Source organism: Rhodoferax sp. (genome assembly GCF_028688795.1).
Lineage (GTDB): Bacteria > Pseudomonadota > Gammaproteobacteria > Burkholderiales > Burkholderiaceae_C > Rhodoferax.
In genome coordinates, this window is sequence record NZ_JAQTXM010000015.1 from 59,865 (window position 1) to 84,195 (window position 24,331).

General features: G+C 56.4%; 33 protein-coding genes and 1 tRNA gene. 22 read left to right on the forward strand and 12 right to left on the reverse strand.

Annotation, left to right across the window (positions count from 1 at the left end; translation table 11 throughout):
* The first annotated feature begins 8 nt into the window (after nucleotides 1-8).
* The 21 genes from PHQ58_RS12605 (at nucleotide 9) to PHQ58_RS12705 (ending at nucleotide 12,203) form a co-directional block, all read left to right on the forward strand.
* The gene (locus PHQ58_RS12605) at nucleotides 9-1,625 is read left to right on the forward strand and encodes a glycerol-3-phosphate dehydrogenase/oxidase (RefSeq protein WP_300111467.1); all 1,617 of its coding nucleotides are present in this window, start codon (nucleotides 9-11) and stop codon (nucleotides 1,623-1,625) included.
* Nucleotides 1,626-1,796: 171 nt separating this feature from the next.
* Nucleotides 1,797-2,165, forward strand: a complete 369-nt coding sequence (gene rplN, locus PHQ58_RS12610; protein ID WP_075585457.1) for a 50S ribosomal protein L14 — start codon at nucleotides 1,797-1,799, stop codon at nucleotides 2,163-2,165.
* A gap of 9 nt (nucleotides 2,166-2,174) precedes the next feature.
* The gene (gene rplX, locus PHQ58_RS12615) at nucleotides 2,175-2,495 is read left to right on the forward strand and encodes a 50S ribosomal protein L24 (RefSeq protein ID WP_300111469.1); all 321 of its coding nucleotides are present in this window, start codon (nucleotides 2,175-2,177) and stop codon (nucleotides 2,493-2,495) included.
* Between the two features lie 2 nt (nucleotides 2,496-2,497).
* Nucleotides 2,498-3,037, forward strand: a complete 540-nt coding sequence (rplE, locus tag PHQ58_RS12620; protein WP_300111471.1) for a 50S ribosomal protein L5 — start codon at nucleotides 2,498-2,500, stop codon at nucleotides 3,035-3,037.
* 8 nt (nucleotides 3,038-3,045) lie between these two features.
* Nucleotides 3,046-3,351 carry a 30S ribosomal protein S14 gene (gene rpsN / locus PHQ58_RS12625; protein ID WP_300111473.1) on the forward strand — a complete coding sequence of 102 codons (306 nt, stop codon included), beginning with the start codon at nucleotides 3,046-3,048 and terminating at the stop codon, nucleotides 3,349-3,351.
* Nucleotides 3,352-3,369: 18 nt separating this feature from the next.
* Nucleotides 3,370-3,765 (forward strand): 30S ribosomal protein S8, encoded by a 396-nt coding sequence (gene rpsH / locus PHQ58_RS12630; protein WP_300111475.1) that lies wholly within the window; start codon nucleotides 3,370-3,372, stop codon nucleotides 3,763-3,765.
* 26 nt (nucleotides 3,766-3,791) lie between these two features.
* Nucleotides 3,792-4,325 carry a 50S ribosomal protein L6 gene (gene rplF, locus PHQ58_RS12635; protein WP_300111476.1) on the forward strand — a complete coding sequence of 178 codons (534 nt, stop codon included), beginning with the start codon at nucleotides 3,792-3,794 and terminating at the stop codon, nucleotides 4,323-4,325.
* 11 nt (nucleotides 4,326-4,336) lie between these two features.
* On the forward strand, nucleotides 4,337-4,702 hold the full coding sequence (gene rplR, locus PHQ58_RS12640; protein ID WP_300111477.1) for a 50S ribosomal protein L18: 366 nt from the start codon (nucleotides 4,337-4,339) through the stop codon (nucleotides 4,700-4,702).
* A 17-nt stretch (nucleotides 4,703-4,719) separates the two neighbouring features.
* Entirely contained in the window at nucleotides 4,720-5,244 is a 525-nt protein-coding gene (gene rpsE / locus PHQ58_RS12645) for a 30S ribosomal protein S5 (RefSeq protein WP_300111478.1), read from the forward strand.
* Between the two features lie 15 nt (nucleotides 5,245-5,259).
* Complete coding sequence (rpmD, locus tag PHQ58_RS12650; protein ID WP_300111480.1) at nucleotides 5,260-5,442, forward strand: 50S ribosomal protein L30; 183 nt, start codon at nucleotides 5,260-5,262, stop codon at nucleotides 5,440-5,442.
* A 10-nt stretch (nucleotides 5,443-5,452) separates the two neighbouring features.
* On the forward strand, nucleotides 5,453-5,884 hold the full coding sequence (gene rplO / locus PHQ58_RS12655) for a 50S ribosomal protein L15 (RefSeq protein WP_300111481.1): 432 nt from the start codon (nucleotides 5,453-5,455) through the stop codon (nucleotides 5,882-5,884).
* 22 nt (nucleotides 5,885-5,906) lie between these two features.
* On the forward strand, nucleotides 5,907-7,220 hold the full coding sequence (gene secY, locus PHQ58_RS12660; RefSeq protein ID WP_300111483.1) for a preprotein translocase subunit SecY: 1,314 nt from the start codon (nucleotides 5,907-5,909) through the stop codon (nucleotides 7,218-7,220).
* A gap of 8 nt (nucleotides 7,221-7,228) precedes the next feature.
* Nucleotides 7,229-7,447 carry a translation initiation factor IF-1 gene (infA, locus tag PHQ58_RS12665; protein ID WP_223907181.1) on the forward strand — a complete coding sequence of 73 codons (219 nt, stop codon included), beginning with the start codon at nucleotides 7,229-7,231 and terminating at the stop codon, nucleotides 7,445-7,447.
* Between the two features lie 34 nt (nucleotides 7,448-7,481).
* Nucleotides 7,482-7,595 (forward strand): 50S ribosomal protein L36, encoded by a 114-nt coding sequence (gene rpmJ, locus PHQ58_RS12670; protein WP_012348927.1) that lies wholly within the window; start codon nucleotides 7,482-7,484, stop codon nucleotides 7,593-7,595.
* 24 nt (nucleotides 7,596-7,619) lie between these two features.
* Entirely contained in the window at nucleotides 7,620-7,985 is a 366-nt protein-coding gene (gene rpsM, locus PHQ58_RS12675) for a 30S ribosomal protein S13 (protein ID WP_300111485.1), read from the forward strand.
* A gap of 19 nt (nucleotides 7,986-8,004) precedes the next feature.
* Nucleotides 8,005-8,409: a 30S ribosomal protein S11 gene (gene rpsK / locus PHQ58_RS12680; protein ID WP_227334136.1), complete on the forward strand. Its 405-nt coding sequence runs from the start codon at nucleotides 8,005-8,007 to the stop codon at nucleotides 8,407-8,409.
* An 83-nt stretch (nucleotides 8,410-8,492) separates the two neighbouring features.
* The gene (gene rpsD / locus PHQ58_RS12685; RefSeq protein ID WP_300111487.1) at nucleotides 8,493-9,116 is read left to right on the forward strand and encodes a 30S ribosomal protein S4; all 624 of its coding nucleotides are present in this window, start codon (nucleotides 8,493-8,495) and stop codon (nucleotides 9,114-9,116) included.
* 104 nt (nucleotides 9,117-9,220) lie between these two features.
* Nucleotides 9,221-10,210: a DNA-directed RNA polymerase subunit alpha gene (gene rpoA, locus PHQ58_RS12690; protein WP_300111489.1), complete on the forward strand. Its 990-nt coding sequence runs from the start codon at nucleotides 9,221-9,223 to the stop codon at nucleotides 10,208-10,210.
* A gap of 75 nt (nucleotides 10,211-10,285) precedes the next feature.
* A complete protein-coding gene (rplQ, locus tag PHQ58_RS12695) occupies nucleotides 10,286-10,687 on the forward strand; it encodes a 50S ribosomal protein L17 (protein WP_300111491.1) in 402 nt (133 codons plus the stop codon).
* A gap of 16 nt (nucleotides 10,688-10,703) precedes the next feature.
* Nucleotides 10,704-10,780 (forward strand) — tRNA-Met (locus tag PHQ58_RS12700).
* 247 nt (nucleotides 10,781-11,027) lie between these two features.
* Entirely contained in the window at nucleotides 11,028-12,203 is a 1,176-nt protein-coding gene (locus PHQ58_RS12705; protein ID WP_300111493.1) for an SPOR domain-containing protein, read from the forward strand.
* 85 nt (nucleotides 12,204-12,288) lie between these two features.
* On the opposite strand, the gene PHQ58_RS12710 is transcribed toward PHQ58_RS12705, so the two are convergent.
* Together PHQ58_RS12710 and purB are read right to left on the reverse strand one after the other, a co-directional pair.
* Nucleotides 12,289-12,849: a YaeQ family protein gene (locus PHQ58_RS12710; RefSeq protein ID WP_300111495.1), complete on the reverse strand. Its 561-nt coding sequence runs from the start codon at nucleotides 12,847-12,849 to the stop codon at nucleotides 12,289-12,291.
* A gap of 91 nt (nucleotides 12,850-12,940) precedes the next feature.
* The gene (gene purB / locus PHQ58_RS12715) at nucleotides 12,941-14,320 is read right to left on the reverse strand and encodes an adenylosuccinate lyase (RefSeq protein ID WP_300111496.1); all 1,380 of its coding nucleotides are present in this window, start codon (nucleotides 14,318-14,320) and stop codon (nucleotides 12,941-12,943) included.
* A gap of 167 nt (nucleotides 14,321-14,487) precedes the next feature.
* Between purB and PHQ58_RS12720 the strand changes: the two genes are divergently transcribed.
* Nucleotides 14,488-15,102: a glutathione S-transferase N-terminal domain-containing protein gene (locus tag PHQ58_RS12720; protein ID WP_300111579.1), complete on the forward strand. Its 615-nt coding sequence runs from the start codon at nucleotides 14,488-14,490 to the stop codon at nucleotides 15,100-15,102.
* A gap of 26 nt (nucleotides 15,103-15,128) precedes the next feature.
* On the opposite strand, the gene PHQ58_RS12725 is transcribed toward PHQ58_RS12720, so the two are convergent.
* The 10 genes from PHQ58_RS12725 to PHQ58_RS12770 all read right to left on the reverse strand — a co-directional run bounded on the left by PHQ58_RS12725 (nucleotide 15,129) and on the right by PHQ58_RS12770 (nucleotide 24,311).
* Nucleotides 15,129-15,569 carry a nuclear transport factor 2 family protein gene (locus PHQ58_RS12725; RefSeq protein ID WP_300111497.1) on the reverse strand — a complete coding sequence of 147 codons (441 nt, stop codon included), beginning with the start codon at nucleotides 15,567-15,569 and terminating at the stop codon, nucleotides 15,129-15,131.
* Complete coding sequence (locus PHQ58_RS12730) at nucleotides 15,566-16,345, reverse strand: SDR family oxidoreductase (protein ID WP_300111499.1); 780 nt, start codon at nucleotides 16,343-16,345, stop codon at nucleotides 15,566-15,568. The genes PHQ58_RS12725 and PHQ58_RS12730 overlap by 4 nt, the downstream gene beginning before the upstream one ends.
* Nucleotides 16,346-16,413: 68 nt before the next feature.
* The gene (locus PHQ58_RS12735; RefSeq protein ID WP_300111500.1) at nucleotides 16,414-16,956 is read right to left on the reverse strand and encodes a DUF3833 domain-containing protein; all 543 of its coding nucleotides are present in this window, start codon (nucleotides 16,954-16,956) and stop codon (nucleotides 16,414-16,416) included.
* Nucleotides 16,953-18,266, reverse strand: coding sequence for an MFS transporter (locus tag PHQ58_RS12740; protein WP_300111502.1), 1,314 nt, complete (start codon nucleotides 18,264-18,266; stop codon nucleotides 16,953-16,955). Before PHQ58_RS12740 ends, PHQ58_RS12735 begins: the two co-directional genes overlap by 4 nt.
* On the reverse strand, nucleotides 18,263-18,853 hold the full coding sequence (locus PHQ58_RS12745) for a chalcone isomerase family protein (RefSeq protein WP_300111504.1): 591 nt from the start codon (nucleotides 18,851-18,853) through the stop codon (nucleotides 18,263-18,265). Before PHQ58_RS12745 ends, PHQ58_RS12740 begins: the two co-directional genes overlap by 4 nt.
* 24 nt (nucleotides 18,854-18,877) lie before the next feature.
* On the reverse strand, nucleotides 18,878-20,188 hold the full coding sequence (locus tag PHQ58_RS12750; RefSeq protein ID WP_300111506.1) for a cyclopropane-fatty-acyl-phospholipid synthase family protein: 1,311 nt from the start codon (nucleotides 20,186-20,188) through the stop codon (nucleotides 18,878-18,880).
* Nucleotides 20,189-20,200: 12 nt separating this feature from the next.
* Complete coding sequence (locus tag PHQ58_RS12755; RefSeq protein ID WP_300111508.1) at nucleotides 20,201-20,989, reverse strand: DUF1365 domain-containing protein; 789 nt, start codon at nucleotides 20,987-20,989, stop codon at nucleotides 20,201-20,203.
* A 100-nt stretch (nucleotides 20,990-21,089) separates the two neighbouring features.
* The gene (locus tag PHQ58_RS12760) at nucleotides 21,090-22,454 is read right to left on the reverse strand and encodes an FAD-dependent oxidoreductase (protein WP_300111510.1); all 1,365 of its coding nucleotides are present in this window, start codon (nucleotides 22,452-22,454) and stop codon (nucleotides 21,090-21,092) included.
* Between the two features lie 623 nt (nucleotides 22,455-23,077).
* Nucleotides 23,078-23,413: a hypothetical protein gene (locus PHQ58_RS12765; protein WP_300111512.1), complete on the reverse strand. Its 336-nt coding sequence runs from the start codon at nucleotides 23,411-23,413 to the stop codon at nucleotides 23,078-23,080.
* The gene (locus PHQ58_RS12770; protein ID WP_300111514.1) at nucleotides 23,394-24,311 is read right to left on the reverse strand and encodes a hypothetical protein; all 918 of its coding nucleotides are present in this window, start codon (nucleotides 24,309-24,311) and stop codon (nucleotides 23,394-23,396) included. The genes PHQ58_RS12765 and PHQ58_RS12770 overlap by 20 nt, the downstream gene beginning before the upstream one ends.
* Between the last annotated feature and the right edge of the window lie 20 nt (nucleotides 24,312-24,331).

The following is a 24,331-nucleotide window of genomic DNA, read 5'->3' on the forward strand; positions in this document are numbered from 1 at the left end:
AATCACACATGCCCACTTTACCCCAAGCGATTGCCACCGACCGTGCGCAACTGACGGCGCGTCTGGCCGAGCCGTGTCACTATGACATTGCAGTGGTGGGTGGTGGCGCCACCGGTTTGGGCATAGCGCTGGATGCGGCCGCACGGGGCTTGCGCGTGGTGCTGATGGAGGCTTACGATTTCGCCAAAGGTACCTCGTCGCGCTCCACCAAACTGGTGCACGGGGGCGTGCGTTATTTGGCCCAAGGCAATATTTCATTGGTGCGCGAAGCATTGCATGAACGCACCTTGCTGCTCAAAAATGCACCGCATCTGGCGCAACCCCTGCCCTTTGTCATGCCCACTTACCAATGGTGGGAGGCTCCCTTTTATGGGGTCGGCCTGAAAATGTATGACGCGCTGGCAGGCAGCGCGGGATTGGGTCGCACTGAGTTTTTAAGCCGCCGCGAGACGTCGGCGCATTTGCCCATGGTGCGCATAGCGGGGCTCAAAGGCGGCGTCAAGTATTGGGATGGCCAGTTCAATGACGCACGCATGGCGCTGGCATTGGCGCGGACCGCAGCGGCACATGGCGCTTTGCTGGTGAACTATTGCCGGGCAACCAGTCTGGTCCATGAGGGTGGCCGGGTGGTCGGCGTGAATTGCGAAGACCAGCTCACAGGAAAGGCTCACGCCATCGCGTGTGGCTGTGTGGTGAATGCCACGGGCGTGTGGGTTGATGAGCTGCGCCGCCAGGATGGCACAGCAATAGGCGAGCCAGACGGCAAAAAGACGCAGCCCATGGTGGCCCCCAGCCAAGGTGTCCATATGGTGGTTGACCGGAAATTTCTGGGCGGAAATACCGCTCTGATGGTGCCAAAGACTGCAGATGGACGTGTGCTGTTTGCTGTGCCGTGGTTGGGCAAAGTCATTCTGGGCACCACCGACACGCCGCGCCATGACCTGGCCGTGGAGCCGGGGCCATTTGCGGACGAGATTGAATTCATCCTGAACGAATCGGCGCGGTATTTGCGTCGTGCGCCAACCCGTGCCGACGTTAAAAGCGTTTGGGTGGGCTTGCGCCCGTTGGTCAAGCCGCCAGATGATGAGGGTGACAACACCAAGGGCCTGAGTCGGGAGCACACGATATTGGTGGGCCGCAGTGGGTTGGTCACCGTTACGGGTGGCAAGTGGACCACCTATCGGGCCATGGCTGAAGATGTGCTGGCGCAATGCACCACGCATGGCCTGATCAAATCGACCGCTTGTGGGTTAACAGAAAACCTTCGCTTGGTGGGCGCCGGTGCTACCGGGGTTTGTGTGATTCCCTTGCATGAGCCAGAAGGTTGGCATTCGTACGGCGCAGAGCAGGACAGGGTACGCACATTGCCGGGTGCTGATCGTTGGCTTTGCAATGGGCTGTCTGAGAGCATGGTGCGATTTGCCGCGCGATATGAGTACGCCATCAAGGTGGAAGATGTGCTGGCCCGAAGAAGCCGGCTGTTGTTTCTTGATGCGCGACTCGCGGGCCAACTGGCGGGCGATGTCGCCAACATCTTGCAGGATGAGACGGGGGTGGATCCAGATCAAGAGGGGTTCGATCACCTGTGGCCAAACTATTTGACAAGTGCAACCGAAAAAGTTTGATCAAGCTTCATTTTTGCTGCATAATACAAGGCTTCGCGTTAAAAACGAAGTGTCTGCCCAAAGCTAGCAATGTGAGTGGTTCATATTGTGAGTAACGGGCCCAAGACTGACTGATGTGGCAGTTTGCGTTGTGCAAACTGATTTTTTCAGTGCAAGTTGGGAATTAAACAAATGATCCAAACCGAATCTCGACTCGAAGTCGCCGACAACACCGGTGCGAAGTCCGTTCTGTGCATCAAGGTGCTGGGCGGATCTAAACGTCGCTACGCCAGCGTAGGCGACATTATCAAAGTGAGCATCAAAGAAGCTGCGCCCCGTGGACGCGTCAAAAAAGGCGATGTATACAGTGCTGTGGTGGTTCGTACTGCCAAGGGCATTCGTCGCAGTGACGGTTCCTTGGTGAAGTTTGATGGCAATGCAGCAGTGTTGCTCAATGCCAAGCTCGAGCCTATTGGCACTCGCATCTTTGGGCCAGTGACGCGTGAATTGCGCACTGAAAAGTTCATGAAGATCGTGTCTTTGGCACCTGAAGTTTTGTAAGGACATCACATGAACAAAATTCGCAAAGGCGACAATGTGATCGTGCTCACTGGGCGCGATAAAGGCAAGCGCGGCATAGTTGCTTCGCGCAAAGATGATTCGCACCTGATGGTTGAAGGTGTCAATATCGTCAAGAAGCATGCCAAGCCAAACCCCATGAAGGGTGAGGCAGGCGGCATCGTTGAGAAAACCATGGCTATTCACCAATCCAATGTTGCGATCTTCAATGTGGCAACTGGTAAGGCTGACCGCGTGGGTATCAAATTGCAGGCTGATGGCAAGCGCGTTCGCGTTTACAAGTCAAGCGGCGAAGAAATCAAGGTGGCATGAACATGGCTCGTTTGCAACAACTCTTTCGTGAAAAACTGGCGCCAGAACTGATTGCCAAATTTGGCTACAAGTCTCCGATGCAAGTGCCTCGTCTGACGAAGATCACGCTCAATATGGGTGTGAGTGAAGCAGTGGCTGACAAAAAAGTCATGGATCACGCAGTCAGTGATTTGACAAAAATCGCAGGTCAAAAACCTGTGGTCACCATGTCAAAGAAAGCTATTGCTGGTTTCAAGATCCGTGAAAACCAAGCAATCGGTTGCATGGTAACCCTGCGTGGTGCTCAGATGTATGAGTTCCTGGATCGCTTTGTTACTGTCGCTTTGCCTCGGGTGCGTGACTTTCGTGGTATCTCCGGTCGTTCATTTGACGGCCGCGGTAACTACAACGTAGGCGTCAAAGAGCAAATTATTTTCCCTGAAATTGAATACGACAAGGTTGACGCCTTGCGTGGTCTCAATATCAGTATCACGACAACGGCCAAGACTGATGACGAGTGCAAAGCGCTTCTCGCTGGTTTCCGTTTCCCCTTCAAGAACTGAGGTGACCTGTGGCTAAGATGGCTTTGATACAGCGCGAGCTCAAGAGAGACAAACTGGTTGCCAAGTACGCAAAAAAACATGCGGAATTGAAGGCGATTTCAACCAGTGCCAAGCATACCGAAGAAGAGCGCGCAGCGGCTCGTCTGGGTCTGCAGTTGTTGCCTCGCAACGCAAACCCGACTCGCCAGCGTAACCGTTGTGCGATCACCGGTCGTCCACGTGGCACATTCCAGCATTTTGGCCTGGCACGTGCAAAGATTCGCGAAATGGCGTTTGCTGGTGAAATACCCGGCATCGTCAAGGCTAGCTGGTAATCGGCAGGAGAAATAGATATGAGCATGAGTGATCCGATCGCCGACCTGCTGACACGCATTCGAAATGCGCAAATGGTTGCAAAAACATCTGTTCGTGTACCTTCATCCAAAGTGAAGATCGCGATTACCCAAGTCTTGCAAGACGAAGGTTATATCGATGGCTTCAAAGTAGTCACAGTCGACGGCAAGTCCGAGCTGGAAATCGCTTTGAAGTACTACGCCGGCCGTCCAGTGATTGAGCGCATTGAGCGTGTCAGTCGCCCGGGCCTGCGGGTGTACCGCGGCAGCGATGCCATTCCACAAGTTCAAAACGGTCTTGGTGTGGCAATTGTCACAACGCCCAAGGGTGTGATGACTGATCGCAAAGCGCGCGCTACCGGTGTCGGTGGTGAAGTGCTCTGCTACGTCGCTTAACGCGTGGCATTGAGGAGAAACATAAGATGTCCCGTATAGCAAAAATGCCCGTCACAATTCCTGCTGGAGTGGATGTGACGATGAATGACCAAAGCTTGACTGTCAAAGGCGCCGGTGGCGTCCTGTCGTTGACTCAAAACGCTCTCGTCAAGATTACAACCGATGCTGGCAAGCTGAATTTTTCGGCTGCCAACGAGTCGAGGGAAGCAGACGCGATGGCTGGTACTTTGCGTCAACTGGTCAACAACATGGTTGTCGGCGTGACCAAAGGATTTGAGAAAAAGTTGACATTGATTGGTGTGGGCTACAAAGCGCAGGCTCAAGCCAACAAACTCAATCTGACAGTCGGTTACTCACACCCTGTCAACAAGGAAATGCCTGAAGGCATTACTGTGACTACCCCAACACCAACCGAGGTGCTCATCAAGGGCGCTGACCGTCAGCGTGTGGGTCAGGTGGCTGCTGAAATTCGTGCGATCCGACCTCCTGAGCCTTACAAAGGCAAGGGCATTCGTTATTCAGACGAAAAAGTCGCGATCAAAGAAACCAAGAAGAAATAAGGATCTGCATCATGTTGAGCAAAAAAGAGCAGCGTCTTCGCAGAGCCCGTCAAACACGTATCCGCATCGCAAACCAGGGTGTGGCACGTTTGACGGTCAATCGTACCAATTTGCACATTTACGCCAGTGTAATTTCTGGCGATGGCTCCAAAGTATTGGCAACAGCCTCTACTGCAGAGGCCGATGTGCGTCAATCATTGGGTGGTTCCGGCAAGGGCGGCAACGTAGCTGCTGCCCAAGTCATAGGTAAGCGTTTGGCTGAAAAGGCAAAGGCTGTTGGTGTTGAAAAAGTAGCGTTTGATCGTGCAGGGTTTGCGTACCATGGCCGCGTGAAAGCGCTGGCTGATGCGGCACGTGAAGCTGGCTTGCAGTTCTAAGCAGATCGGAAAATAAGATGGCTAAAGTACAAGCAAAAATGCAAGGTAAGGCTGAAGGGCCTGAAGACGGTCTGCGCGAAAAAATGATCGCGATCAACCGGGTCACCAAAGTGGTGAAGGGTGGTCGGATTCTTGGTTTTGCCGCACTGACAGTTGTTGGTGATGGTGACGGCACCGTTGGTATGGGTAAGGGAAAATCGAAAGAAGTTCCTGCAGCCGTACAAAAAGCAATGGAAGAAGCACGTCGCAACATGGCCAAGATGTCGCTCAAGAATGGTTCTATTCACCACAAGGTGATGGGTCACCATGGCGCAGCATCTGTGATGGTCGCTCCAGCGCCCAAAGGTACTGGCATCATTGCCGGTGGCCCAATGCGCGCTGTGTTTGAAGTGGTTGGCATCACCGATATCGTGGCAAAGAGCCATGGTTCTTCAAACCCGTACAACATGGTCCGCGCGACGTTAGACGCGCTCTCTCATGCGACAACGCCTTCAGTGGTTGCTGCGAAACGCGGCAAGACAGTTGAAGAACTGTTCGCTTAATTGGAGTCCCTAGAAATGACAACGCAAAAGAAAGTCACCGTGAAGCTGGTGCGTAGCCCAATCGGCTGCGCCGAGTCTCACCGTGCAACTGTTCGCGGTTTGGGCTTGCGCAAAATGCACAGCACAAGCGAATTGGTTGATACGCCTGAAGTGCGCGGCATGATCAATAAGATCAGCTATCTGGTTAAAGTGCTTTAAGAGGTAAATGATGGAACTTAATGGCATTAAGCCGGCTGACGGCGCAAAACATTACAAACGACGCGTGGGTCGTGGCATCGGCTCAGGCATCGGTAAAACTGCGGGTCGCGGCCATAAGGGTCAAAAGTCGCGCGCTGGTGGTTACCACAAGGTTGGTTTCGAAGGCGGTCAAATGCCTATGCAACGGCGTCTGCCTAAACGTGGTTTCAAATCTGCGTTGCTGAAATTTAATGCTGAGGTGACCCTGAGCGCACTAAATTTGTTGGATGTCTCTGACATTGATATTTTGGTGCTGAAGCAGGCTGGTTTGGTTGGTGAGCTTGCCAAGGTCGTCAAGATCATCAAGACCGGTGAAGTCACTAAGCCTTTCAAGTTGAACGGCGTCGGTGCTACAGCAGCAGCCAAAGTAGCCATTTTGGCTGCTGGTGGTAGCGTTGCTTAAATCTGATTCGGGGCGCGCGTAAGTGGCAACATCTAGCTCAGCACTATCGGCAAAGACCGACAAGTATGGCGACCTGCGTCGCCGACTTATCTTTTTGTTGTTGGCACTTGTGGTGTACCGGGTGGGTGCGCACATTCCTGTGCCAGGTATTGATGCGGTACAGCTGCAGCAGTTCTTCAAGGGCCAACAAGGCGGTATTTTGGGCATGTTCAACATGTTCTCGGGCGGTGCGCTGTCCCGGTTTACCATTTTCGCCCTTGGAATCATGCCGTACATCTCTGCATCGATCATCATGCAGTTACTTGGGTATGTATTGCCAGCTTTCGAGCAGTTGAAGAAAGAGGGCGAAGCAGGACGTCGCAAGATCACGCAATATACCCGCTACGGGACGCTTGGTTTAGCATTGTTTCAGTCGCTAGGTATTGCTGTTGCTCTCGAAAGTTCAGCTGGACTGGTGATCACGCCGGGTTTTGGTTTTCGCATGACAGCGGTAGTTACGTTGACAGCAGGCACTTTATTCTTAATGTGGCTGGGTGAGCAAATTACCGAGCGTGGTTTGGGTAACGGTATTTCCATTTTGATTTTCGGCGGTATCGCGGCAGGATTGCCAAGTGCCATCGGTGGATTATTGGAACTGGTACGTACTGGTGCGATGAGTATCATCGTGTCGCTGCTTATAGTTGTGTTGATCGCGCTAGTTACTTACTTCGTTGTGTTCGTTGAACGGGGTCAGCGTAAGATCTTGGTCAATTACGCACGGCGGCAGGTTGGTAACAAGGTGTACGGCGGGCAATCTTCTCATTTGCCACTGAAGTTGAATATGGCCGGTGTGATTCCACCAATTTTCGCTTCATCAATCATTTTGCTACCGGCGACAGTAGTGGGTTGGTTTAGTGCAGGTGATTCGATGCGTTGGTTAAAAGATATTGCTGGTTCGTTGACACCTGGGCAACCAATTTACGTGATGCTCTACGCTGCTGCGATTATTTTCTTCTGTTTTTTCTATACTGCTCTTGTGTTCAACAGCCGGGAAACTGCAGATAATCTAAAGAAAAGTGGCGCGTTTGTTCCGGGCATTCGGCCAGGTGATAACACTGCGAAATATATCGATAAGATATTGCTTCGGTTGACCTTCGTGGGTGCAATTTACATCACTTTGGTATGCTTGCTGCCTGAGTTTTTGATTCTTAAGTACAACGTGCCATTCTATTTTGGTGGCACATCGCTGCTGATTATTGTGGTCGTGACCATGGATTTCATGGCACAGGTTCAGAACTATTTGATGTCCCAGCAATATGAGTCTTTGCTGAAAAAGGCTAACTTTAAGGCTTCTTGAGGTTAAATATGGCAAAAGACGATGTAATTCAAATGCAGGGTGAGATTGTTGAGAACCTGCCAAACGCAACATTCAGGGTTAAGCTTGAAAATGGTCACATAGTCTTGGGGCATATTTCTGGAAAAATGCGAATGCATTACATTCGGATATTACCTGGTGACAAAGTTACCGTTGAGTTGACGCCTTATGATTTGAGCCGAGCACGTATTGTGTTTCGGGCTAAGTAGTTTTTATTGTTCGAGAATTGTTTAGGAGAACGCAATGAAAGTTTCGGCTTCGGTAAAGAAGATTTGCCGCAATTGCAAAATTATTCGGCGTAAAGGTGTTGTGCGTGTGATCTGTACGGATCCGCGTCACAAACAGCGTCAGGGTTGAGCGCAAGAGTTATAGAGGACCAAAATGGCACGTATCGCTGGTATTAATATTCCCCCGCAAAAGCATTCAGAAATTGGCTTGACCGCCATTTTTGGTGTGGGACGTAGTCGCGCTCGCAAGATTTGTGAATCTTGCGGCATTGAATACTCCAAAAAAATCAAAGACCTTACAGATCCTGAGCTTGAAAAAGTTCGTGACGAGGTCGCAAAGTTCACGATCGAGGGTGACCTTCGTCGTGAAACCACGATGAACATCAAGCGCTTGATGGACATCGGTTGTTATCGCGGTTTCCGCCATCGTCGTGGCTTGCCACTGCGGGGTCAGCGCACACGTACAAATGCACGTACGCGCAAGGGTCCTCGTAAAGCAGCAGCTTCCCTCAAGAAATAACAGGCTCTGAAAGACCACTATGGCTAAAGCACCCGCTAACAATGCAGCACAGCGTGTTCGCAAGAAAGTTCGTAAAAACGTAGCCGATGGTATTGCACACGTTCACGCGTCGTTCAACAACACCATCATCACGATCACTGACCGTCAAGGTAACTCGTTGTCTTGGGCGTCTTCAGGCGGCCAAGGTTTCAAGGGCTCACGTAAATCAACACCTTTTGCTGCTCAGGTGGCCTCTGAAGTTGCTGGTCGTGCGGCGATTGAACAGGGCATCAAGAACCTTGATGTCGAGATCAAAGGCCCAGGCCCAGGTCGCGAGTCTTCTGTGCGTGCGTTGGCGGCTTTAGGCATTCGCATCAATATGATCGCTGATGTGACCCCCGTGCCACATAACGGCTGCCGCCCACAAAAGCGTCGTCGGATCTAATTTTTTACCAAGCCCACCGCCATGATCCGTACTGGATCGTGGCTCCCGCGTCATGCGCGGCAGATGATTAAAAGGAAACTCAAGTGGCACGTTATTTAGGCCCCAAGGCCAAGCTCTCCCGTCGTGAAGGTACGGATCTGTTCCTCAAGAGTGCTCGTCGCTCTATCGGTGACAAGGCAAAGTTCGACTCCAAACCGGGCCAGCACGGACGCACTTCGGGTGCACGTACTTCCGACTACGGTGTTCAGTTGCGTGAGAAGCAAAAAGTCAAGCGGATGTACGGCATCCTTGAAAAGCAGTTCCGTCGCTATTTTGAAGAGGCAGATCGTCGCAAGGGCAACACGGGCGCAAACCTGTTGGGCTTGCTTGAAAGTCGCCTGGACAATGTTGTGTACCGCATGGGCTTTGGCTCAACTCGCGCAGAAGCACGTCAACTGGTTTCTCACAAAGCGATGCTGGTCAACGGCAAATCCGTCAATATCCCTTCCTACATGGTGAAGGTAGGGGACGTCATTGCTGTGCGTGAGAAATCCGCTAAGCAAAATCGGATCGCTGAAGCTTTGCAATTGGCACAACAAGTTGGTATGCCAGCTTGGGTTGATGTCAACTCGGAAAAAGCCGAAGGCGTGTTCAAGGCTGTCCCAGATCGTGATCAGTTCGCCGCTGATGTGAATGAGTCTTTGATCGTTGAGTTGTATTCCCGCTAATTGACTCAGTCGTTTTCGTTTTGCTGTGAAGGCCTTAGTTGGCCTTCCGGCGTTTATTCAGCCTTACCGATGTAACGAATCGGGGGTATTGAGAGGATTTATTCATGCAAAGTAGTTTACTGAAGCCCAAAGCGATCCACGTTGAGCAGCTGTCTCCCAACAGGGCGAAAGTTGTACTGGAGCCTTTTGAGCGCGGTTATGGTCACACGCTGGGTAATGCCCTGCGCCGTGTGTTGTTGTCGTCAATGCCTGGGTATGCACCAACTGAGGTCACCATTGCTGGCGTCTTGCATGAATACTCGTCGATTGACGGCGTGCACGAGGATGTCGTCAATATCTTGTTGAATTTGAAGGGTGTGGTTTTCAAACTGCATAACCGCGACGAAGTCACATTGAGTTTGCGCAAGGACACCGAGGGTGTTGTCAGTGCCGGCGACATTCAGACACCGCATGATGTCGAAATCATCAATCCAGATCACGTGATTGCGAATTTGTCTCACGGCGGCAAACTGGACATGCAGATCAAGGTTGAAAAAGGCCGTGGATACGTTCCTGGCACGATGCGCCGTCATGGCGACGAGCCAACCAAGTCCATCGGTCGGATTGTGCTTGATGCTTCTTACTCACCGGTAAAGCGGGTGAGCTACACCGTCGAAAGCGCGCGTGTTGAACAGCGTACTGATTTGGATAAGCTGATTGTTGACATTGAAACCAATGGGGCAATCTCAGCTGAAGATGCGGTTCGTGCCTCGGCGAAGATTCTGGTTGAGCAGTTGGCAGTGTTTGCCCAACTTGAAGGTGGTGAAGTTGACGCGATCGTGTCACCGTCGTCACGTGGCAGTTCGCAGTTTGACCCGGTGTTGTTGCGCCCGGTTGACGAACTTGAATTGACTGTTCGTTCAGCTAATTGCTTGAAAGCTGAAAATATTTACTACATTGGCGATTTGATTCAGCGGACTGAAAACGAGCTCTTGAAGACACCTAATTTGGGTCGGAAGTCGCTCAATGAAATTAAGGAAGTGTTGGCCTCGCGTGGCTTGACACTGGGTATGAAGCTTGAAAGTTGGCCACCGGCTGCACTGGAAAAGCGCTAAATCAGGAGCCTGAAAAGGCTTCGCGCAACGGGCAGTACCTGATACGGCTGTCTTCAATCAAACTAAGGAAATAATATGCGTCACGGACTTGGCTTACGTAAACTCAATCGCACTTCATCACATCGCTTGGCGATGTTGCGCAATATGATGAATTCGCTCATCGAGCATGAAGTTATCAAAACAACAGTGCCAAAAGCCAAAGAACTTCGCCGCGTGATTGAACCCATGATCACCTTGGCTAAAGTTGCGACGGTTGCAAATCGCCGCTTGGCCTTTGACCGCCTGCGTGACCGCGATAGCGTCGTCAAACTTTTCAACGATCTGGGTCCTCGCTTCAATGCTCGTCCAGGTGGCTACACACGCATTTTGAAAATGGGTTTCCGCGTGGGTGACAACGCCCCCATGGCGTTGGTTGAGCTTGTTGATCGCGCTGCAGTAGAAGAAAAACTTACTGAAGCTCAAGTTGCTTCAGAATAAGTTATAATAAAGATATCGCGCGATGGAGCAGTCTGGTAGCTCGTTGGGCTCATAACCCAAAGGTCGGAGGTTCAAATCCTTCTCGCGCAACCAGTTAGTCAAGGGTTTTCTTGATTCAAAAAGCCCGCCTAAAGCGGGCTTTTTGCTGCGTGTTCGTTTCAGGCTATCTTGCCGGTATGCTTTTTCGGGCTAGGATTGCTAATTCAGCAACCCAACGTTCGCCCTTTCTGCACCACGAACCGGTCAAGCGCCGCAAGCGTTGCCCTTAGAGGTTGCTCATGATGATTGTTGGGTTGAAACGACAGTAGTCCGATGCCTTTGCACCGTGACAGAATTAGGCATGTCCACACCCGACACCGTAGCCGCTGATCAAGTCACTCATCTGGATGACTCTGGCACCATCGTCACGACAGCCCTGAATGGGGCGGCGATTGGTCCGATTTCCCTCGACTATTACTTGCCTATCTTTCGTCTATTTGACGCAAGCAACCGCAGTGGCCCAAGTTGGAATTGGGCTGCATGTCTGTACACGTTGAGCTGGTTGGTTTTTAGGCGCTTGAGGGGCTCAGCTTGGATCTACGCTTCGGCCGTGTTGTGTTGTTTGCTCATATTGTTTGCTTTGTCCAAATGGGTGCCTGACTTCTATGATGCAAATGAAGTCTTTTTATGGGTGGGTTTCGGCGTCTTCTATTTTTTGCTGCCTGGGATCTACGGTAACAAGCTGCTGTATGGTGCGACCCGTGAAAACGTGTTGCATGCGCTCACCGTGAGCAGCACGCTCAAGGGGGCCTGCGAAAAACTGAGACTTCAGGCCGCCTCGCGGGGGCGCTTCATCTGGCTGGTGCTGATTAATATGGTGCTGGCAAGTTCTGTTGCCGGTGTCTATCTGGCGTTTCCTGATATTGCCGTCGTCGCTAAAAGGGCGATGTTCGCGGACGAGATGGACAAACATAACGAAGCCCTAGTTGAAGAATCTGTGCAGATACCCGCAGCCGCGCCAGCTTCTGTCCCAACCACTGGCCCATTAACTGCCTCTGCCTCTGCCCTTGCCCCGATTTTGGTCGTCTCTACGCTGATTCCGGTAGCTAGCGCTAGCCCCGAGTTGATGCGGCCTGAAACTGAGTCACTCTCCACAAGCGCAACACAAGCTGACCTGACGGTCCTGGATGCGGCAGCTTTGCGATATGTGCCCAGACGCCGGCTGGATGTGATCGCAACATCCGCCGCGCCGGTGGAGGCGGCACCCGCTGGATCGCGGCAGACGGTGACGGCATCGACGCAAGCAAATCCGCTGTACTACATCAATGTGGGTTTGTTTGCCAACGATTGGAATGCGCGTTATGCACAAGCGAAATTGGTGGACGCTGGCCTGGTGTCATTCCGGCAGGCGTTAATGACCAACAAAGGTAAATTGACGCGCGTACGCGTGGGCCCGTTTGAAAGCAAAGCTGACGCAGATGTCGATGCCAAAAAAATTCATGCGCTCAAACTGGACGCAGTCGTTATTCGTCAATAACGGCTACCCAGCGCGGCAGAGCACTAGTCAGGTTGGCCTCAAAATTGGAATGGGCAACCAGCGGCAGGAAAGCAGTCCTTGCGCGTTATTTCCAGCGCAAGGGCTCAATGTGCACGTTGTGCACGCCGTCCCCCAGCATCAGCGCGCCTTCTTGTATGGTGGCTTGCAGGTTCATGCTGCGCTGTGCCAGCGGCTTCAGTTCCAGTGCTGAGGTGTTGGGTATGCGCCAGACCTGCAGGTTCTTCAGGCGTGTGAGTTTGGTTTCAATGCCGCGCCACCAGATGTCGGCGGCTGGGCCAAAGGCGTAAAGCACCACAACATCGGCCTTGTTGCAAGCCTTGTTCAGCGGCTTGTCTTCAGGTTGTCCAACCTCGATCCACAGGCGAGTCAGGCCGGTGAAGTCGCGCAGCCAGACATCGGGCTCGTCGGGGTCGCTCAATCCGGCGCCAAAGGCCAGCGTGCCGTCACCGCCGCAGACGGTTTGCAACTGGTGCGCCTGCAGCGCCAGCGCGCACAGCCGCACCATCATGCGTTCGTCGGTTTCGCTTGGGTGGCGCGCCAGCGTGAGCGCATGGTCAGCGTAGTAGCTGTGGTCAATGTCTGCTATTTGCAGGCCGGCTTTAAAGATGGTGGATTTGGTGGCCATGGATGATCGGGTAGACACCAACGTGAAGCAGATTGAAGACCAATTCTTCAATCTGCTTCAAAGTGCGCAGTTGAAATAGATAAATAAGCGATTACACGCGCCGGGCCAGTTCCGCCGCCATGCCCACATAGCTGGCAGGCGTCATGGCCAGCAGTCGGACCTTTTCAGCTTCAGGCAACGCCAGGCCGGCAATGAAGCCTTGCATCAGTTCACGCGTCATGGCTTCGCCACGGGTGAATTTTTTCAGCTGCTCATAAGGCTGGGGCAGACCAAAACGGCGCATCACGGTTTGAATCGGTTCAGCCATCACTTCCCAAGAGCTGTCGAGGTCGCCGGCAATCGCGGCTTCGTTGATTTCCAGCTTGCCCAAGCCGGTAGCGAGTGACTGGTAGGCCAGCACCGCGTAACCCAAGGCCACACCCATGTTGCGCAGTACGGTGCTGTCGGTCAGGTCGCGCTGCCAGCGGCTGATCGGCAGCTTTTCGCTCATGTGGCGCAGCATGGCGTTGGCCAGACCCAGATTGCCCTCGGCGTTCTCAAAATCAATCGGGTTGACTTTGTGCGGCATGGTGCTGGAACCCACTTCGCCGTCGCGCAGCTTTTGCTTGAAATAGCCTAGAGAGACATAGCCCCAAACGTCACGCGACCAGTCAATCAGGATGGTGTTAGTGCGTGCCACGGCGTCAAACAGCTCGGCCATGTAGTCATGCGGCTCAATCTGGATGCTGTAGGGCTGAAACGTCAGGCCCAGGCCAACTGGCTCGGGGGTTTCGATGACCTTCTTGCTGAATGCCTCCCAGTCAAACTCGGGCCAGGCCGACAGGTGGGCGTTGAAATTGCCCACGGCGCCATTCATTTTGGCCATCAGTTTGACGGATGCGATGCGTTCGCGTGCTGCCACCAAGCGCACCACCACGTTGGCAATTTCCTTGCCCACCGTGGTCGGGCTGGCAGTTTGGCCGTGGGTGCGGCTGAGCATCGACACCTCGGCAAACGCATGCGCCATGTCGCGCAGCTTGGTGATGATGGCGTCAAGCGTGGGCAGCAACACAGCGTCGCGGCCACTTTTCAGTTGCAGCGCGTGGCTGGTGTTGTTGATGTCTTCGCTGGTGCAGCCAAAGTGCACAAACTCCTGCACGGCCACCAGTTCGGGGCGGGCTTCAAACTTGGACTTGAGCCAGTATTCCACCGCTTTCACGTCGTGGTTGGTGACTTTTTCGATGTCCTTGATGGCCTTGCCATCGGTTTCCGAGAAGTTCTTGACCAGCCCCATCAGGTAGGTGCGCGCGCCGGGTGAAAGCGGCTTGAACTCGGCAAAACCGCAGTCGCTCAAGGCGATGAACCAGGCCACTTCGACCTGAACACGGCGGTGCATGTAACCCTGCTCACTCATGGCGGGGCGCAGTTTGGCAAGCTTGGCGGCGTAGCGGCCGTCCAGCGGGGAAAGGGCGGAAATAGCGGAGGTAGTCATGCGCGGCATTGTAGGGCGCGACACTGGGTAAACCCGCAAGCGCCACGTCAGCTTGCATGGACGCAACACGCCAATAAGGGGCATGTCCAAAGCGCCGCCCTGGCTGGCCCTGCCTGTATAGAATCACCAGTCAACTATGCGGGTCACCCCCCAATTGCCTCATGCCTATGAAACTGATCGGATCCAACTCCAGCCCTTATGTGCGCAAAGTGCGCGTCGTCATGGCAGAAAAAAAGCTTGACTACGAGTATGTGCTGGAGGATGTCTGGTCGGCCAACACCAACATTGGATCGGCGAGCCCGCTGGGCAAGGTGCCATGCCTGGTGATGGAAGGTGCCGAGGCCATTTTTGACTCGCGCGTGATCGTTGAATACCTTGACACCCTGTCGCCCGTGGGCAAACTGATTCCCAGCATGGGCCGAGAGCGCGCCGAGGTCAAAACCTGGGAAGCGCTGGCCGATGGTGTGCTGGACGCGTCCATCCTCGCGCGTCTCGAAGCGACCTGGGGCGGCCGCACGCCAGAGCAGCGCAGCCAGGCCTGGATTGACCGCCAATTGGGCAAGGTCGATGCCGCACTGCTGGCCATGAGCAAAGGCCTGGGCGACAAGGCGTTTTGTGTCAGCATCCATTTGAGCCTGGCCGACGTGGCCGTGGGTGTGGCGCTGGGCTATCTTGACTTCCGGTTTCCACAAATCGACTGGCGCGAGCGGTACCCCAATTTGCTCAAATTGCAGGACAAGCTGATGGCCCGCCCCAGCTTTGCCGACACCAAGCCGTTATAAAGTGAAAGAGCGGTCCTTGCGCCCGCTCAGGCGTTGACACGTCGTTTCAGCCAGCGCATCAAACTGCCCACCACGGGCAGTTTTTCGTAGAGCTCTTGCGCGGCATCCCAATAGTCACGGTGCACTGTGATCTGGCCGCTGCTAGAAAGCACCAAGTGGCTGGCCCCCAAGATCACCTGCTCTTGCCCGGCCCGGTAGCCCTTGAAATAAAAGCGGAACTCCCAGGTCAGAAAACACTGCGCACCTTGCAGCACACGCTCTTTGACAACAAAGCGCGGCTGCTGCAGGCTGACGAACATGTGCGCAAAAATCCGCGTGATGGCAGGCACACCCGTGACGTCGTTGAACGGGTCAGTAAAACGCGCTTGTGGGTCGTAAAACTCGCCGAGCTGCGCCACGTTTTGGGGGGTCAGAGTCTCAAAAATTTGCACGATGTGGGCAACGTGCTGGCTGTGGTCGGTGGTCATTGGGTGGCGCGTGAAACCAGGTCAAAGTAGAGGCGGTAGGGTAGCAGGCGCAAGGCTTGTAGCCACAGGGTGAAGCGTTTCGGAAAATGAACCTCGAACGCACCACGCGCCCAACCTTTCAAAATAGCCTGGGCGGCCTGTTCGGGTGTCAGCAGCGCGGGCATGGCAAAGGTGTTGCCGGCCGTAAGTGGTGTTTGCACAAACCCAGGGTTGATGATGGAAACCCCAAGCCCCTGGTGGTGCACATCGAGGTAAAGCGTCTCGGCCAAGTTGATCAGTGCCGCTTTGGTCGGACCGTAAGCTAGGCTGTTAGGCAGGCCGCCATAACCCGCCACGCTGCCGATCAGGCTGACGTGCCCCTGGCCGCGCGCCAGCAGTGCCGGCAACACGGCGTCCAGCACATTCAGCGCGCCAATAAAGTTCACGTCCACATGACGCTTCATGTCGGACAGGTTCAGGTTGTCGGCGCGCATGGCCTGGTAGTGGCCGGCGCAATACACCACGCAGTCCAGCGGTCCTAGCACCAGCAGCATCGCGGCTGCGGCCGTCACGGCTTGGGTGTCGGTGACATCCAGAGGCAGCGCCTGGCTGCCGGGGTGTTGCTGCACAAACTCGTCCAGCAAGCCCGTTTGGCGGGCTGACACCACCACCCGGGCCCCTTTCGCGTGGAGCGCGTGCGCAGTGGCTGCGCCAATGCCGCTGGAGGCGCCCACCAGCCAGACGGTTTTGCCGTGCCAGTTGGTCAGGCGTGGGTTGAGGGAATGGATGAATGGCATGGGATACTATTTTATTGATAGCTTCTTGCGCTTATTTAATAAGGGCTAGAGGCCTATTTGTTATAAATTTATGAACCAGCCCGTCGTGTGAATGACAGGGTGACTTCACCCAGGTACACGCCAAACTTGCTCATGCGGGCCTTGTTGAGCATCACCGTGGGGGTCATCAGGTACATCCAGTCGTCAAACTGCACCTCAAAGACGCGGCCATCGACCGGCAGCGACAGCGTATATCGCCAGTTCAGCGCGTTGCCCCGGCTGGTGCCCAGGGCGGTGCCGACCACGTCGTCCGCCTGGCCGGTGTAGTGGCCGTCGGGCAATTTTTTCAAACGCCAGACGCGCCGCTGGCTGGTGCCGTCCGAGTAGCTGAAGGCCTCGTCCAGCACGCCATCGTCCCCGTTCCAGCTGCACTGCATGAGCACCGTGAAGCGCTTCACCACTTGGCCGGAGCGGTCGGTGAAGATGCCATAGGCGTCCAGCGTGCCGTTGAAATAGCTGCGCAGGTCAAGCGCAGGGGTCTCTTGCACGTAGCCCTCAATCTTTTGCGAGGCGCAGCCGCTAAAAGTCAGTGTGGAGGCCGCCGCAGCGCCTAAAAACAGTCGTTTTTTCATGGTGTCTTTCGCAGGATGAAGGTGTAGAGCAGCGCCAGCGCAATGCTTTTGAGCGCGCAGGGCAGCAGGCAATAGGCCCAGGTCAGAGTGTTCAAGGCCTGCGGGTCGCGGGTACCGGGGGTGTAGCCCAGGGCGTCCAGCAGTGGCAGCGCCAAGCCAGCGGCCAAGGCCAGATTGAGCTTGCTGGCAAAGGCCCACCAGCCGAAGTAAGCGCCCTCGGCCTGGCCACGGTCGCCGTGGGCTTCGATCTGCCCGTTCAACAGCGCGGCGGGCAGGGCCAGGTCGGTGCCCATGGCCACACCACTCAACGCGCAGACCGCCAGAAACGCCAGGCTGTCACCGGCACCGAGCTGCGCCGCAAACCCAAACACGGCCAGCGCCAGCACCATGCCAAGGCCCCAGGTGCGGACCAAGCCAAGGCGCGCCACCACGTGCAGCCACAGCGGCAAAGCCAGCGCTGCGCAGACAAAGTAAGTGCCCAAAAACACAGGTGCCATGGCGGCAGGGGCTTGCAGGCGATCTTGCACAAAAAACAGGATCAGCGTGGCGGGCACGGCGCTGGCGATGCCGTTGACCATGAAGACCGCCATCAGCGCGCAAAAACCCGGGCGTTTCCAGGGCAACCAAACGCTGTTTGCCAGCCTGCTACGGGTTGGGTCACCCGGTGTCGGGCGTGAAGGCCTGTGAAAAGGTGTTGGCCCAGCTCGCCAGGCCAGCCAGGCAGCGACGGCTGCTATTAATAAAATAGCTTCTGTCGCTGGTAAACCAAGGACTAGAGGCAAAATTGATGCTAAAACAACACCCGCCAGCCCAAACCCTTCGCGCCACGCCACCACCCGGCTGCGCTTGGCCTCATTGCCGCCCAAGCGCGCGCCCCAGGCCTGATGCAGGATGCTCAGGGCGCTGTAGGCCACGGTGGTCAGCAGCAAACTCAAGCCCAGCCACAGCATCAAAGGCTGACCAGACGTACCCGACACCGCGAGGGGTGGGGAAAACATCAGCGCAAAGCCGGCACACAACAGCGCTGCGGCCAGCGCGCCCCAGCCCAGCACGGCGCTTGGCGAGTGGGCAAACAAGCGGTCCGCCCAGCGCCCCAGCCAGGGGTCGATCACCGCGTCAAACAAGCGAACGGCCAGCAGCAGCGCGCCCAGACCGCCCAGGCTCAGGCCGAATTCGCGGGCGTAGTGGTTGGGCAACAGCACATACAGCGGCAGCGCCACAAAGGCCAGCGGCAAGCCCATCAGGCCGTAGCGCCAACCGGCGCGCCATGAGAAGGTCGGGCCAGATGCCACGTCGGTGCGTGTCGTCATGGGGTGACACCGGCCAGTAGCTGGCGGCGCAGGGCGGGTTCGCTGGTGGCTTGCGCCAACCAGATGCCGAAAAAGGACGCGCTAAAGCGCGCATCGGCAATGCTGCCGTGGGGCTGGCCGTTGAGCCAGAAGCGCGCTCCCACAGCCGGCTGGTGCAGACCGGTCAAGCGGTCGCCAGCTTGCACGTCCGCAAAGGTTTGGGTCATGGCACTGAGCCATTGGCTCGCCTGGGCCTCGGGGATGGGCGCAATACCGCGCATTTCTCTCAAAGAGCGCTCGGCAATGGCCACGCCTTTGAGCGCACGCAAGTAGCGCAAGCTCAGGGCCAGCGGAAATTGGGCGAATTGGCTGGCGCGAAAGCCCGGGCCCACCCACAATTGCGCGTCATACACCTCAAAGCCCCACACCCGCAGCCGGGCGGTACCGGCCAGGCGGGCATCTGCCAACGTGCTGCTGACTTCAGGCCAGACCGCGTCAGCTTGTGCAAAAGCCGGGTTCAAGGGCCATCCGGCCAGCGTGGCGCCAGCCGCAGCCAGCAGCTCGCGGCGCATCGGCAGCGTTATCACTGAGCGGTTCATGGCAGGCATGGCGCGTCAGGGGTCGGGCCGGTATCAGGCGCGCTTTTTCAGGGTAACCTGCAGCACGTCAATGTTGTTTTCCATGAACGCCGCCTCGCAATAGGCTAGGTAAAACTCCCAGATGCGCATGAAGGGTTCGTCAAAGCCGCCTGCCAGCACGGCCTCGCGCTGGGCCAAAAAACGGTCGCGCCAGCGCCTCAGGGTTTCGGCGTAGTCGTGGCCAAAGGCGTGAACGTTCACCACCTCCAGCCCCGCGGCTTGGGCCTGCGCACGCAGCTCGCGCGGGCAGGGCAGGCAGCCGCCGGGAAAGATGTATTGCTGGATGAAGTCGGTGGAATTTACATAGCGCTCAAACAACGCGTCGTCAATCACGATGCTCTGGATGCAGGCTTTTCCGCCGGGTTTGAGCAGCTTGGCCAGCGTTGTAAAGTAAGTGGGCCAATACTCACGCCCCACGGCTTCGACCATTTCGATGGAGCAAATCGCGTCAAACGGCGCGTCGTTAATGTCGCGGTAGTCTTGCAGGCGCAGGTCGCACCGGGCTGAGGATGTCTCTGAGCGGTCGGTGATGCCGATTGCGCCGGGGCAGGGCCCCTGCGGTGCAATGGCATCGTGCGATGCCGTAATGCCCAGCGCCTGCATGCGTGCCCGGGCAAACGCCAACTGCTCGGTGCTGAGTGTCACGCCGGTCACAGATGCGTCAAATTCAGCGCACGCCATTTCGGCCAACGCACCCCAGCCACAGCCAATTTCCAGCACCCGGTCACCCGGCTTGACACCCGCCTCGGTCAAGGCCCGGCGTACCTTGGTGGCCTGCGCCTGCGCCATGGGCTGGGCCGGGTCGCCGTTGAAGATGGCGGCCGAGTAGTTCATGCTCTCGTCAAGCCAGAGCTGGTAAAACGCGTTGCCCAGGTCGTAGTGGGCGTGGATGTTTTTCTGGCTGTTGGTGCGCGTGTTGCGGTGCAGCAGGTGCTTGATGCGGTACAGCAGGCGCCCGGCCCAAGTGCCGTAGATCACATCTTCCACCTCGGCGCGGTTGCTCACCAACACGCGCAGCAGTTCGGTCAGGTTGGGCGTGCTCCAGTCACCGGCAATGAAGCCTTCGGCAAAGCCGATGTCACCCGACTTGAGGGCCGCGCTGCACGGGCGCCAGTTGTGCAGCACCAGCGTGGCGTGTGGCAGCGTCTGGCTGCCAAAACGCTGCATGCGGCCATCGGGCAACTGCAGCGTCAGGCTGCCGTGGCGCAGGCGTTGCAACATCTTGAGCACGAGGCGCGCCGCCCGGGGGGCATCAGAGGGCAAAGCAAACGCGCGGGCATTTGGGGTGCTGGTGGTGCTGTTCATGGCGGTCTACCTTTAGCGTGTGGTGAATGCGGTGGGGGGCGTGGGCTTCTTGAAAAAAGGCACACTTTTCAGGAACAATTTGACGGCCTGCCAGTGGATGCGCAGCACCACCCCGAATGTCATCGCGGGGTAACGCAGCAGCGCCTTGCGCACGGATGAGGCACACAACGGCTCCAACCGGCCACTGACACTGGTCTCAATCAAGGGGCCTGCCAAGTCGTCAAAGTCAATGCGGGCCACGGTGCGGCTGCGGTCGGGTGTCAGCATGAAGCGAAAGCGGTAGCCGCCTTCGACCGGGCAAAACGGCGACACATGAAACACCTTGGCGGCGCGCTGTTCCACGCCAAATTGCGGCGTGTTAAGCAAGTAGCAGTGGCGCTCGCCAAAGGTGTTGTTGACTTCCACCACCACGGCGCCCAGGCTGCCATCCAGGTGGTGGGCATACCAAAAACTAACCGGCTTGAAGGTGAAACCGAGCACGCGTGGGTAGGTGTGCAGCCAGACTTCGCCTTGGGCATCAAAGATGCCTTCGTTGTGCAGCAGTTCGTCCAGCCAGGCCAATGCGCCACCTTGTTCGGCACTGCGGCCATCGCCGTGGTCCGCATCAAAAAAACTCAAAGCAGCCCAGCGGTTGCGCGCCAGGGCGGGCGAGGGCGCGCGCTGTAGCTGGCGCATGGGCAGCATCAAAAAGTAGGTGGGGTAGGCAAAGGCGTGGCGCACCGGTTTCAGGCGAGTGTGGCGCACTTGGCCAAAGCCGATCAGCGGCTGGAAATCAGACAGGCCTGCAGATGGCGGCTTCATGCCTCAACTCCAGGCGCAGGCTGATGCGTGAATTGGCCACAAGATGCTCTGTTAACAGTAGCTGCTTGCGCTTTATTCATAAGGGATAGAGCCTGATTTTTCATAAATATCCGGCCTGCAGCAGTTGCGCCACCGCCAGCCCCGATTTCAGGCCGTCTTCATGAAAACCGTAGCCGGTCCAGGCACCGCAAAAGTAAGTGTGCTGCAGGCCTTGCAGCCCGCCCACCTGGCGCTGCGCGTTGATGGCGGCCACGTCAAACACCGGGTGGGCGTAGTCAAACACGCCATGCACTTGGGCGGTGTCAATGTCGGTGATGGGATTGAGCGACACCAGCACCGGTTGCGCAAACGGCAGCGGTTGCAGGCGGTTCAGCAGGTAGTGCAGGCAAACGGCGTTGCTGTTTGGATCAGTGCGTGGGCTGTTGTGTTGCTTGGCGCTTTGGGGGTTGCGCTGCTGGGAGTTGGCCTTGGCGCCGGGCGTGGCTGCGGTTGCGGCCGCGGGGCGCTGATAGTTCCAGGCCGCCCAGGCGCGCTGGTTTTTGGGCAGCACCGAGGTGTCTGTGTGCAGTACGGCGCGGTTGGGTTGATAACGGATCGCACCCAGCGTGGCGCGTTCTTGCGCAGTGGGATGCGCCAGCAGGGCCAGCGCCTGGTCCGAGTGGCAGGCCAGCACCAGCTTGTCAAAATGCTCGGTTTGCCCCCGGCTGGTGAGGCGCACGCCATGGGCATCGCGCTCAATGCGCTGCACCGGCGTGTTCAGTCGTTTGTCGCGGATTCTTGCGATGATTTTGTTCACGTAGTGGCGTGCGCCGCCGTCCACCGTCCACCACTGCGGGCGATTTGTCACCTGAATCAAGCCGTGGTTGTGACAAAACCGGATCATGGTGGCCACTGGAAACTGCAGCATCTGGTCGGTCGGGCAGCTCCAGATGCAGCCCAGCATGGGCAACAAATACCAGTCACGAAACTCTGCCGAGAAACGCTCCTGCGTTAGCCACTGTTGCAGCGGCTGCATCAGGTCGGCTTCGACCCCATGCTCTGCGATGCCGGTTGCCAACTTGTTGAAACGCAGCACATCGCGCAACATGCGCAAAAACCGAGGGTTAAGCAGGTTGCCGCGTTGGGCAAACACGGTGTTGAGCGTCGAACCGCTCCACTCCAGCGGCTGCCCCGGCCGTGTACCGGCAGCCTGCACGGAAAACGACATGTCGGATTTGGACGTTTTCACATCCAGGGCGGCAAATAGCTTGATCAGCTCGGGGTAGGTGCGCTCGTTGAACACCAGAAAACCGGTGTCGACGCCGTGGGTGAGTGACCCTTGCGAGGTGGGCAGGGTGATGTCAACCGTGTGGGTGTGGCCGCCAAAGTAGTTGCCGGCTTCAAACAGGGTGATGTCGGCCTGGCCGTGCAGGGCGTGGGCTGCTGCCAAACCAGAGATGCCGGAGCCGACGATGGCGATTTTCATGGCGTTTGAATGGGTTTAAAACTAAATCGTATTTTTGTGACTGATTAGTAATTTATCACATGTGATGGTTTTTGTCTTTTGGGTTGGGGTGTTTGGGCTTTGATGTTTGGGCGCTTTTATTGGGTGATTGGCGCTGAGGATGGCGTTTTTATCGTTGATCCCCCCCTCACCCCCAACCCCTCTCCACCCCCGCCGGGGCGGAAAGGGGGGCTAACAGCCGTATTTGGGCTTGTATCTTGACTGGTGAAGTACCCGTCGAGCGGCCAGTAGGCGAGGCGTTTTATATGGCTAATTGAGTTGTAGCCCTTTTGCATAAAGCGCTAGCAGCTATAGAACATATAGCTTTTTGGTAGGTGTTCTAGGTTTGGCAAACAGGCAAACAGGCAAACAGGCAAACAGGCAAACAGGCAAACAGGCAAACAGGCGTGTACGTCTTCACTCAAAAGACAAGGCCAAATAGGGCTGTTGGCTCCTTCTTTCGCCCGGCGGGGCGAGAGAAGGCGGGGGTAGAGAGTGGGGGTTACAACGCCAAATAATCACTGCGCCAAGAAAACCACGAAACAAAATGCCAGCCAGCAAGGGCCAGCAAGGGCTAGCAAGGGCTAGCAAAGGCCAGCCGATGTCTACCAGGGCCGGTCAGACGCCGAGCCTTTGGTCAGCGGCAGCAGCCGCTCCAGACTGTGACTAACCTTGACCTCGCGCTGCGGCACGCTCCCGACAATGCGGTATTCGGCCAGGCTGGTGTCGCGCAGCATCGGCTCGCCAGTGGCCATGCCCTGACGGTTAACCAGCACCGCCACCTTGGGCATGGTGGTGTTGAGCCCGCGTTTGACCACCACCGCAATTTCATTGCTGGTGAGGCGCACAAAGGAGCCTGGCGAATAAATGCCCACGGCCTTGATCAGGGCGGCACCGGCTTCGCCAATTCGCTTGTTTTCGTCAAAATAACAAGACTGCATGGCGCTGCCTGGGGGTGTCAGGCGCGCGTGAGGCACGTGGCGCCAGCCGGGCGCTGAACATGTCGGCGCGCTGAATCAACCGCGCCAGGCGCTTGCCTTCGCTGCGCCCAGCCAGGGGGCCAGGCACCTGGGTGCGGTGAAACATCACGGCTTCAAGCCACAGGTTGTCCACCACGCCCATTTGTTGTAACAGGTCAACCGAGCGCGCTGCATGCGAGTCGATGCGTTTGATTTGCTCGGCCGAGGGCGCTTCTTTCTGAAGCGCCAGCCGGTCTTGCAGCTCGGTCATGCCAATGTCCATGGTCAGCGCCGCGTGGCACAGCGCATTGACCTGCGCCGCAGGCCACTTCAACACGTCGCGCGCGGCCAAGCTGGTCATGACGCACACCAGCATGGCGTGCGTGGCGCTGTAATGGCGCAATTCGCTGCTTGAGAGGTGAATCAGCGCAAACAGTGTGCCGTCGGGGTTGCGCAAGGTGTGGCGCTCCAGCTCGGCTTGCAAGCGCTGCAGACGCGGCAAAAAAGTGTCGCCGCGGGTGTCGCGCAACATGGCGTTGGTCTGCGACTGCAGGTCAAGCCAGTCGGGCTCGTCGCTTACCTCGGGCACGGCGCCTTTCTTCATGTCGTAGGGCGAAATCTGCACCTCGGCAATTTGCCCCAGCACCCGGTCTTGCAACATCATGTCGTTGATCCGGTTGACAAAGCCGCGCTTGAAGTTGTCGGACTCGTCGGCATCGATGTAAATTTCGCTGCGCCGGCCCACCATGGACTCAAGTTCTTGCCGGTTGTTGACCATGAACCCCTGGCTGGCCAGCAGCACACCTTTCACATCGCGCAGGGCGCAAGGCAAGGGCTGGCCAATAAGAATGGCGTCGATGCTGACGGGTACCAGGTTCATAGTGTTCGAAATAATGCCAA

What these genes read in the sequence shown, in the direction of transcription:
- PHQ58_RS12605 (WP_300111467.1), top strand. Translation starts at nt 9, where the DNA reads ATGCCCACTTTACCCCAAGCGATTGCCACCGACCGTGCGCAACTGACG.
- rplN (WP_075585457.1), top strand. Translation starts at nt 1,797, where the DNA reads ATGATCCAAACCGAATCTCGACTCGAAGTCGCCGACAACACCGGTGCG.
- rplX (WP_300111469.1), top strand. Translation starts at nt 2,175, where the DNA reads ATGAACAAAATTCGCAAAGGCGACAATGTGATCGTGCTCACTGGGCGC.
- rplE (WP_300111471.1), top strand. Translation starts at nt 2,498, where the DNA reads ATGGCTCGTTTGCAACAACTCTTTCGTGAAAAACTGGCGCCAGAACTG.
- rpsH (WP_300111475.1), top strand. Translation starts at nt 3,370, where the DNA reads ATGAGCATGAGTGATCCGATCGCCGACCTGCTGACACGCATTCGAAAT.
- rplF (WP_300111476.1), top strand. Translation starts at nt 3,792, where the DNA reads ATGTCCCGTATAGCAAAAATGCCCGTCACAATTCCTGCTGGAGTGGAT.
- rplR (WP_300111477.1), top strand. Translation starts at nt 4,337, where the DNA reads ATGTTGAGCAAAAAAGAGCAGCGTCTTCGCAGAGCCCGTCAAACACGT.
- rpsE (WP_300111478.1), top strand. Translation starts at nt 4,720, where the DNA reads ATGGCTAAAGTACAAGCAAAAATGCAAGGTAAGGCTGAAGGGCCTGAA.
- rpmD (WP_300111480.1), top strand. Translation starts at nt 5,260, where the DNA reads ATGACAACGCAAAAGAAAGTCACCGTGAAGCTGGTGCGTAGCCCAATC.
- rplO (WP_300111481.1), top strand. Translation starts at nt 5,453, where the DNA reads ATGGAACTTAATGGCATTAAGCCGGCTGACGGCGCAAAACATTACAAA.
- infA (WP_223907181.1), top strand. Translation starts at nt 7,229, where the DNA reads ATGGCAAAAGACGATGTAATTCAAATGCAGGGTGAGATTGTTGAGAAC.
- rpmJ (WP_012348927.1), top strand. Translation starts at nt 7,482, where the DNA reads ATGAAAGTTTCGGCTTCGGTAAAGAAGATTTGCCGCAATTGCAAAATT.
- rpsM (WP_300111485.1), top strand. Translation starts at nt 7,620, where the DNA reads ATGGCACGTATCGCTGGTATTAATATTCCCCCGCAAAAGCATTCAGAA.
- rpsK (WP_227334136.1), top strand. Translation starts at nt 8,005, where the DNA reads ATGGCTAAAGCACCCGCTAACAATGCAGCACAGCGTGTTCGCAAGAAA.
- rpoA (WP_300111489.1), top strand. Translation starts at nt 9,221, where the DNA reads ATGCAAAGTAGTTTACTGAAGCCCAAAGCGATCCACGTTGAGCAGCTG.
- rplQ (WP_300111491.1), top strand. Translation starts at nt 10,286, where the DNA reads ATGCGTCACGGACTTGGCTTACGTAAACTCAATCGCACTTCATCACAT.
- PHQ58_RS12705 (WP_300111493.1), top strand. Translation starts at nt 11,028, where the DNA reads ATGTCCACACCCGACACCGTAGCCGCTGATCAAGTCACTCATCTGGAT.
- PHQ58_RS12710 (WP_300111495.1), bottom strand. Translation starts at nt 12,849, where the DNA reads ATGGCCACCAAATCCACCATCTTTAAAGCCGGCCTGCAAATAGCAGAC.
- purB (WP_300111496.1), bottom strand. Translation starts at nt 14,320, where the DNA reads ATGACTACCTCCGCTATTTCCGCCCTTTCCCCGCTGGACGGCCGCTAC.
- PHQ58_RS12720 (WP_300111579.1), top strand. Translation starts at nt 14,488, where the DNA reads ATGAAACTGATCGGATCCAACTCCAGCCCTTATGTGCGCAAAGTGCGC.
- PHQ58_RS12725 (WP_300111497.1), bottom strand. Translation starts at nt 15,569, where the DNA reads ATGACCACCGACCACAGCCAGCACGTTGCCCACATCGTGCAAATTTTT.
- PHQ58_RS12730 (WP_300111499.1), bottom strand. Translation starts at nt 16,345, where the DNA reads ATGCCATTCATCCATTCCCTCAACCCACGCCTGACCAACTGGCACGGC.
- PHQ58_RS12735 (WP_300111500.1), bottom strand. Translation starts at nt 16,956, where the DNA reads ATGAAAAAACGACTGTTTTTAGGCGCTGCGGCGGCCTCCACACTGACT.
- PHQ58_RS12740 (WP_300111502.1), bottom strand. Translation starts at nt 18,266, where the DNA reads ATGACGACACGCACCGACGTGGCATCTGGCCCGACCTTCTCATGGCGC.
- PHQ58_RS12745 (WP_300111504.1), bottom strand. Translation starts at nt 18,853, where the DNA reads ATGCCTGCCATGAACCGCTCAGTGATAACGCTGCCGATGCGCCGCGAG.
- PHQ58_RS12750 (WP_300111506.1), bottom strand. Translation starts at nt 20,188, where the DNA reads ATGAACAGCACCACCAGCACCCCAAATGCCCGCGCGTTTGCTTTGCCC.
- PHQ58_RS12755 (WP_300111508.1), bottom strand. Translation starts at nt 20,989, where the DNA reads ATGAAGCCGCCATCTGCAGGCCTGTCTGATTTCCAGCCGCTGATCGGC.
- PHQ58_RS12760 (WP_300111510.1), bottom strand. Translation starts at nt 22,454, where the DNA reads ATGAAAATCGCCATCGTCGGCTCCGGCATCTCTGGTTTGGCAGCAGCC.
- PHQ58_RS12765 (WP_300111512.1), bottom strand. Translation starts at nt 23,413, where the DNA reads ATGCAGTCTTGTTATTTTGACGAAAACAAGCGAATTGGCGAAGCCGGT.
- PHQ58_RS12770 (WP_300111514.1), bottom strand. Translation starts at nt 24,311, where the DNA reads ATGAACCTGGTACCCGTCAGCATCGACGCCATTCTTATTGGCCAGCCC.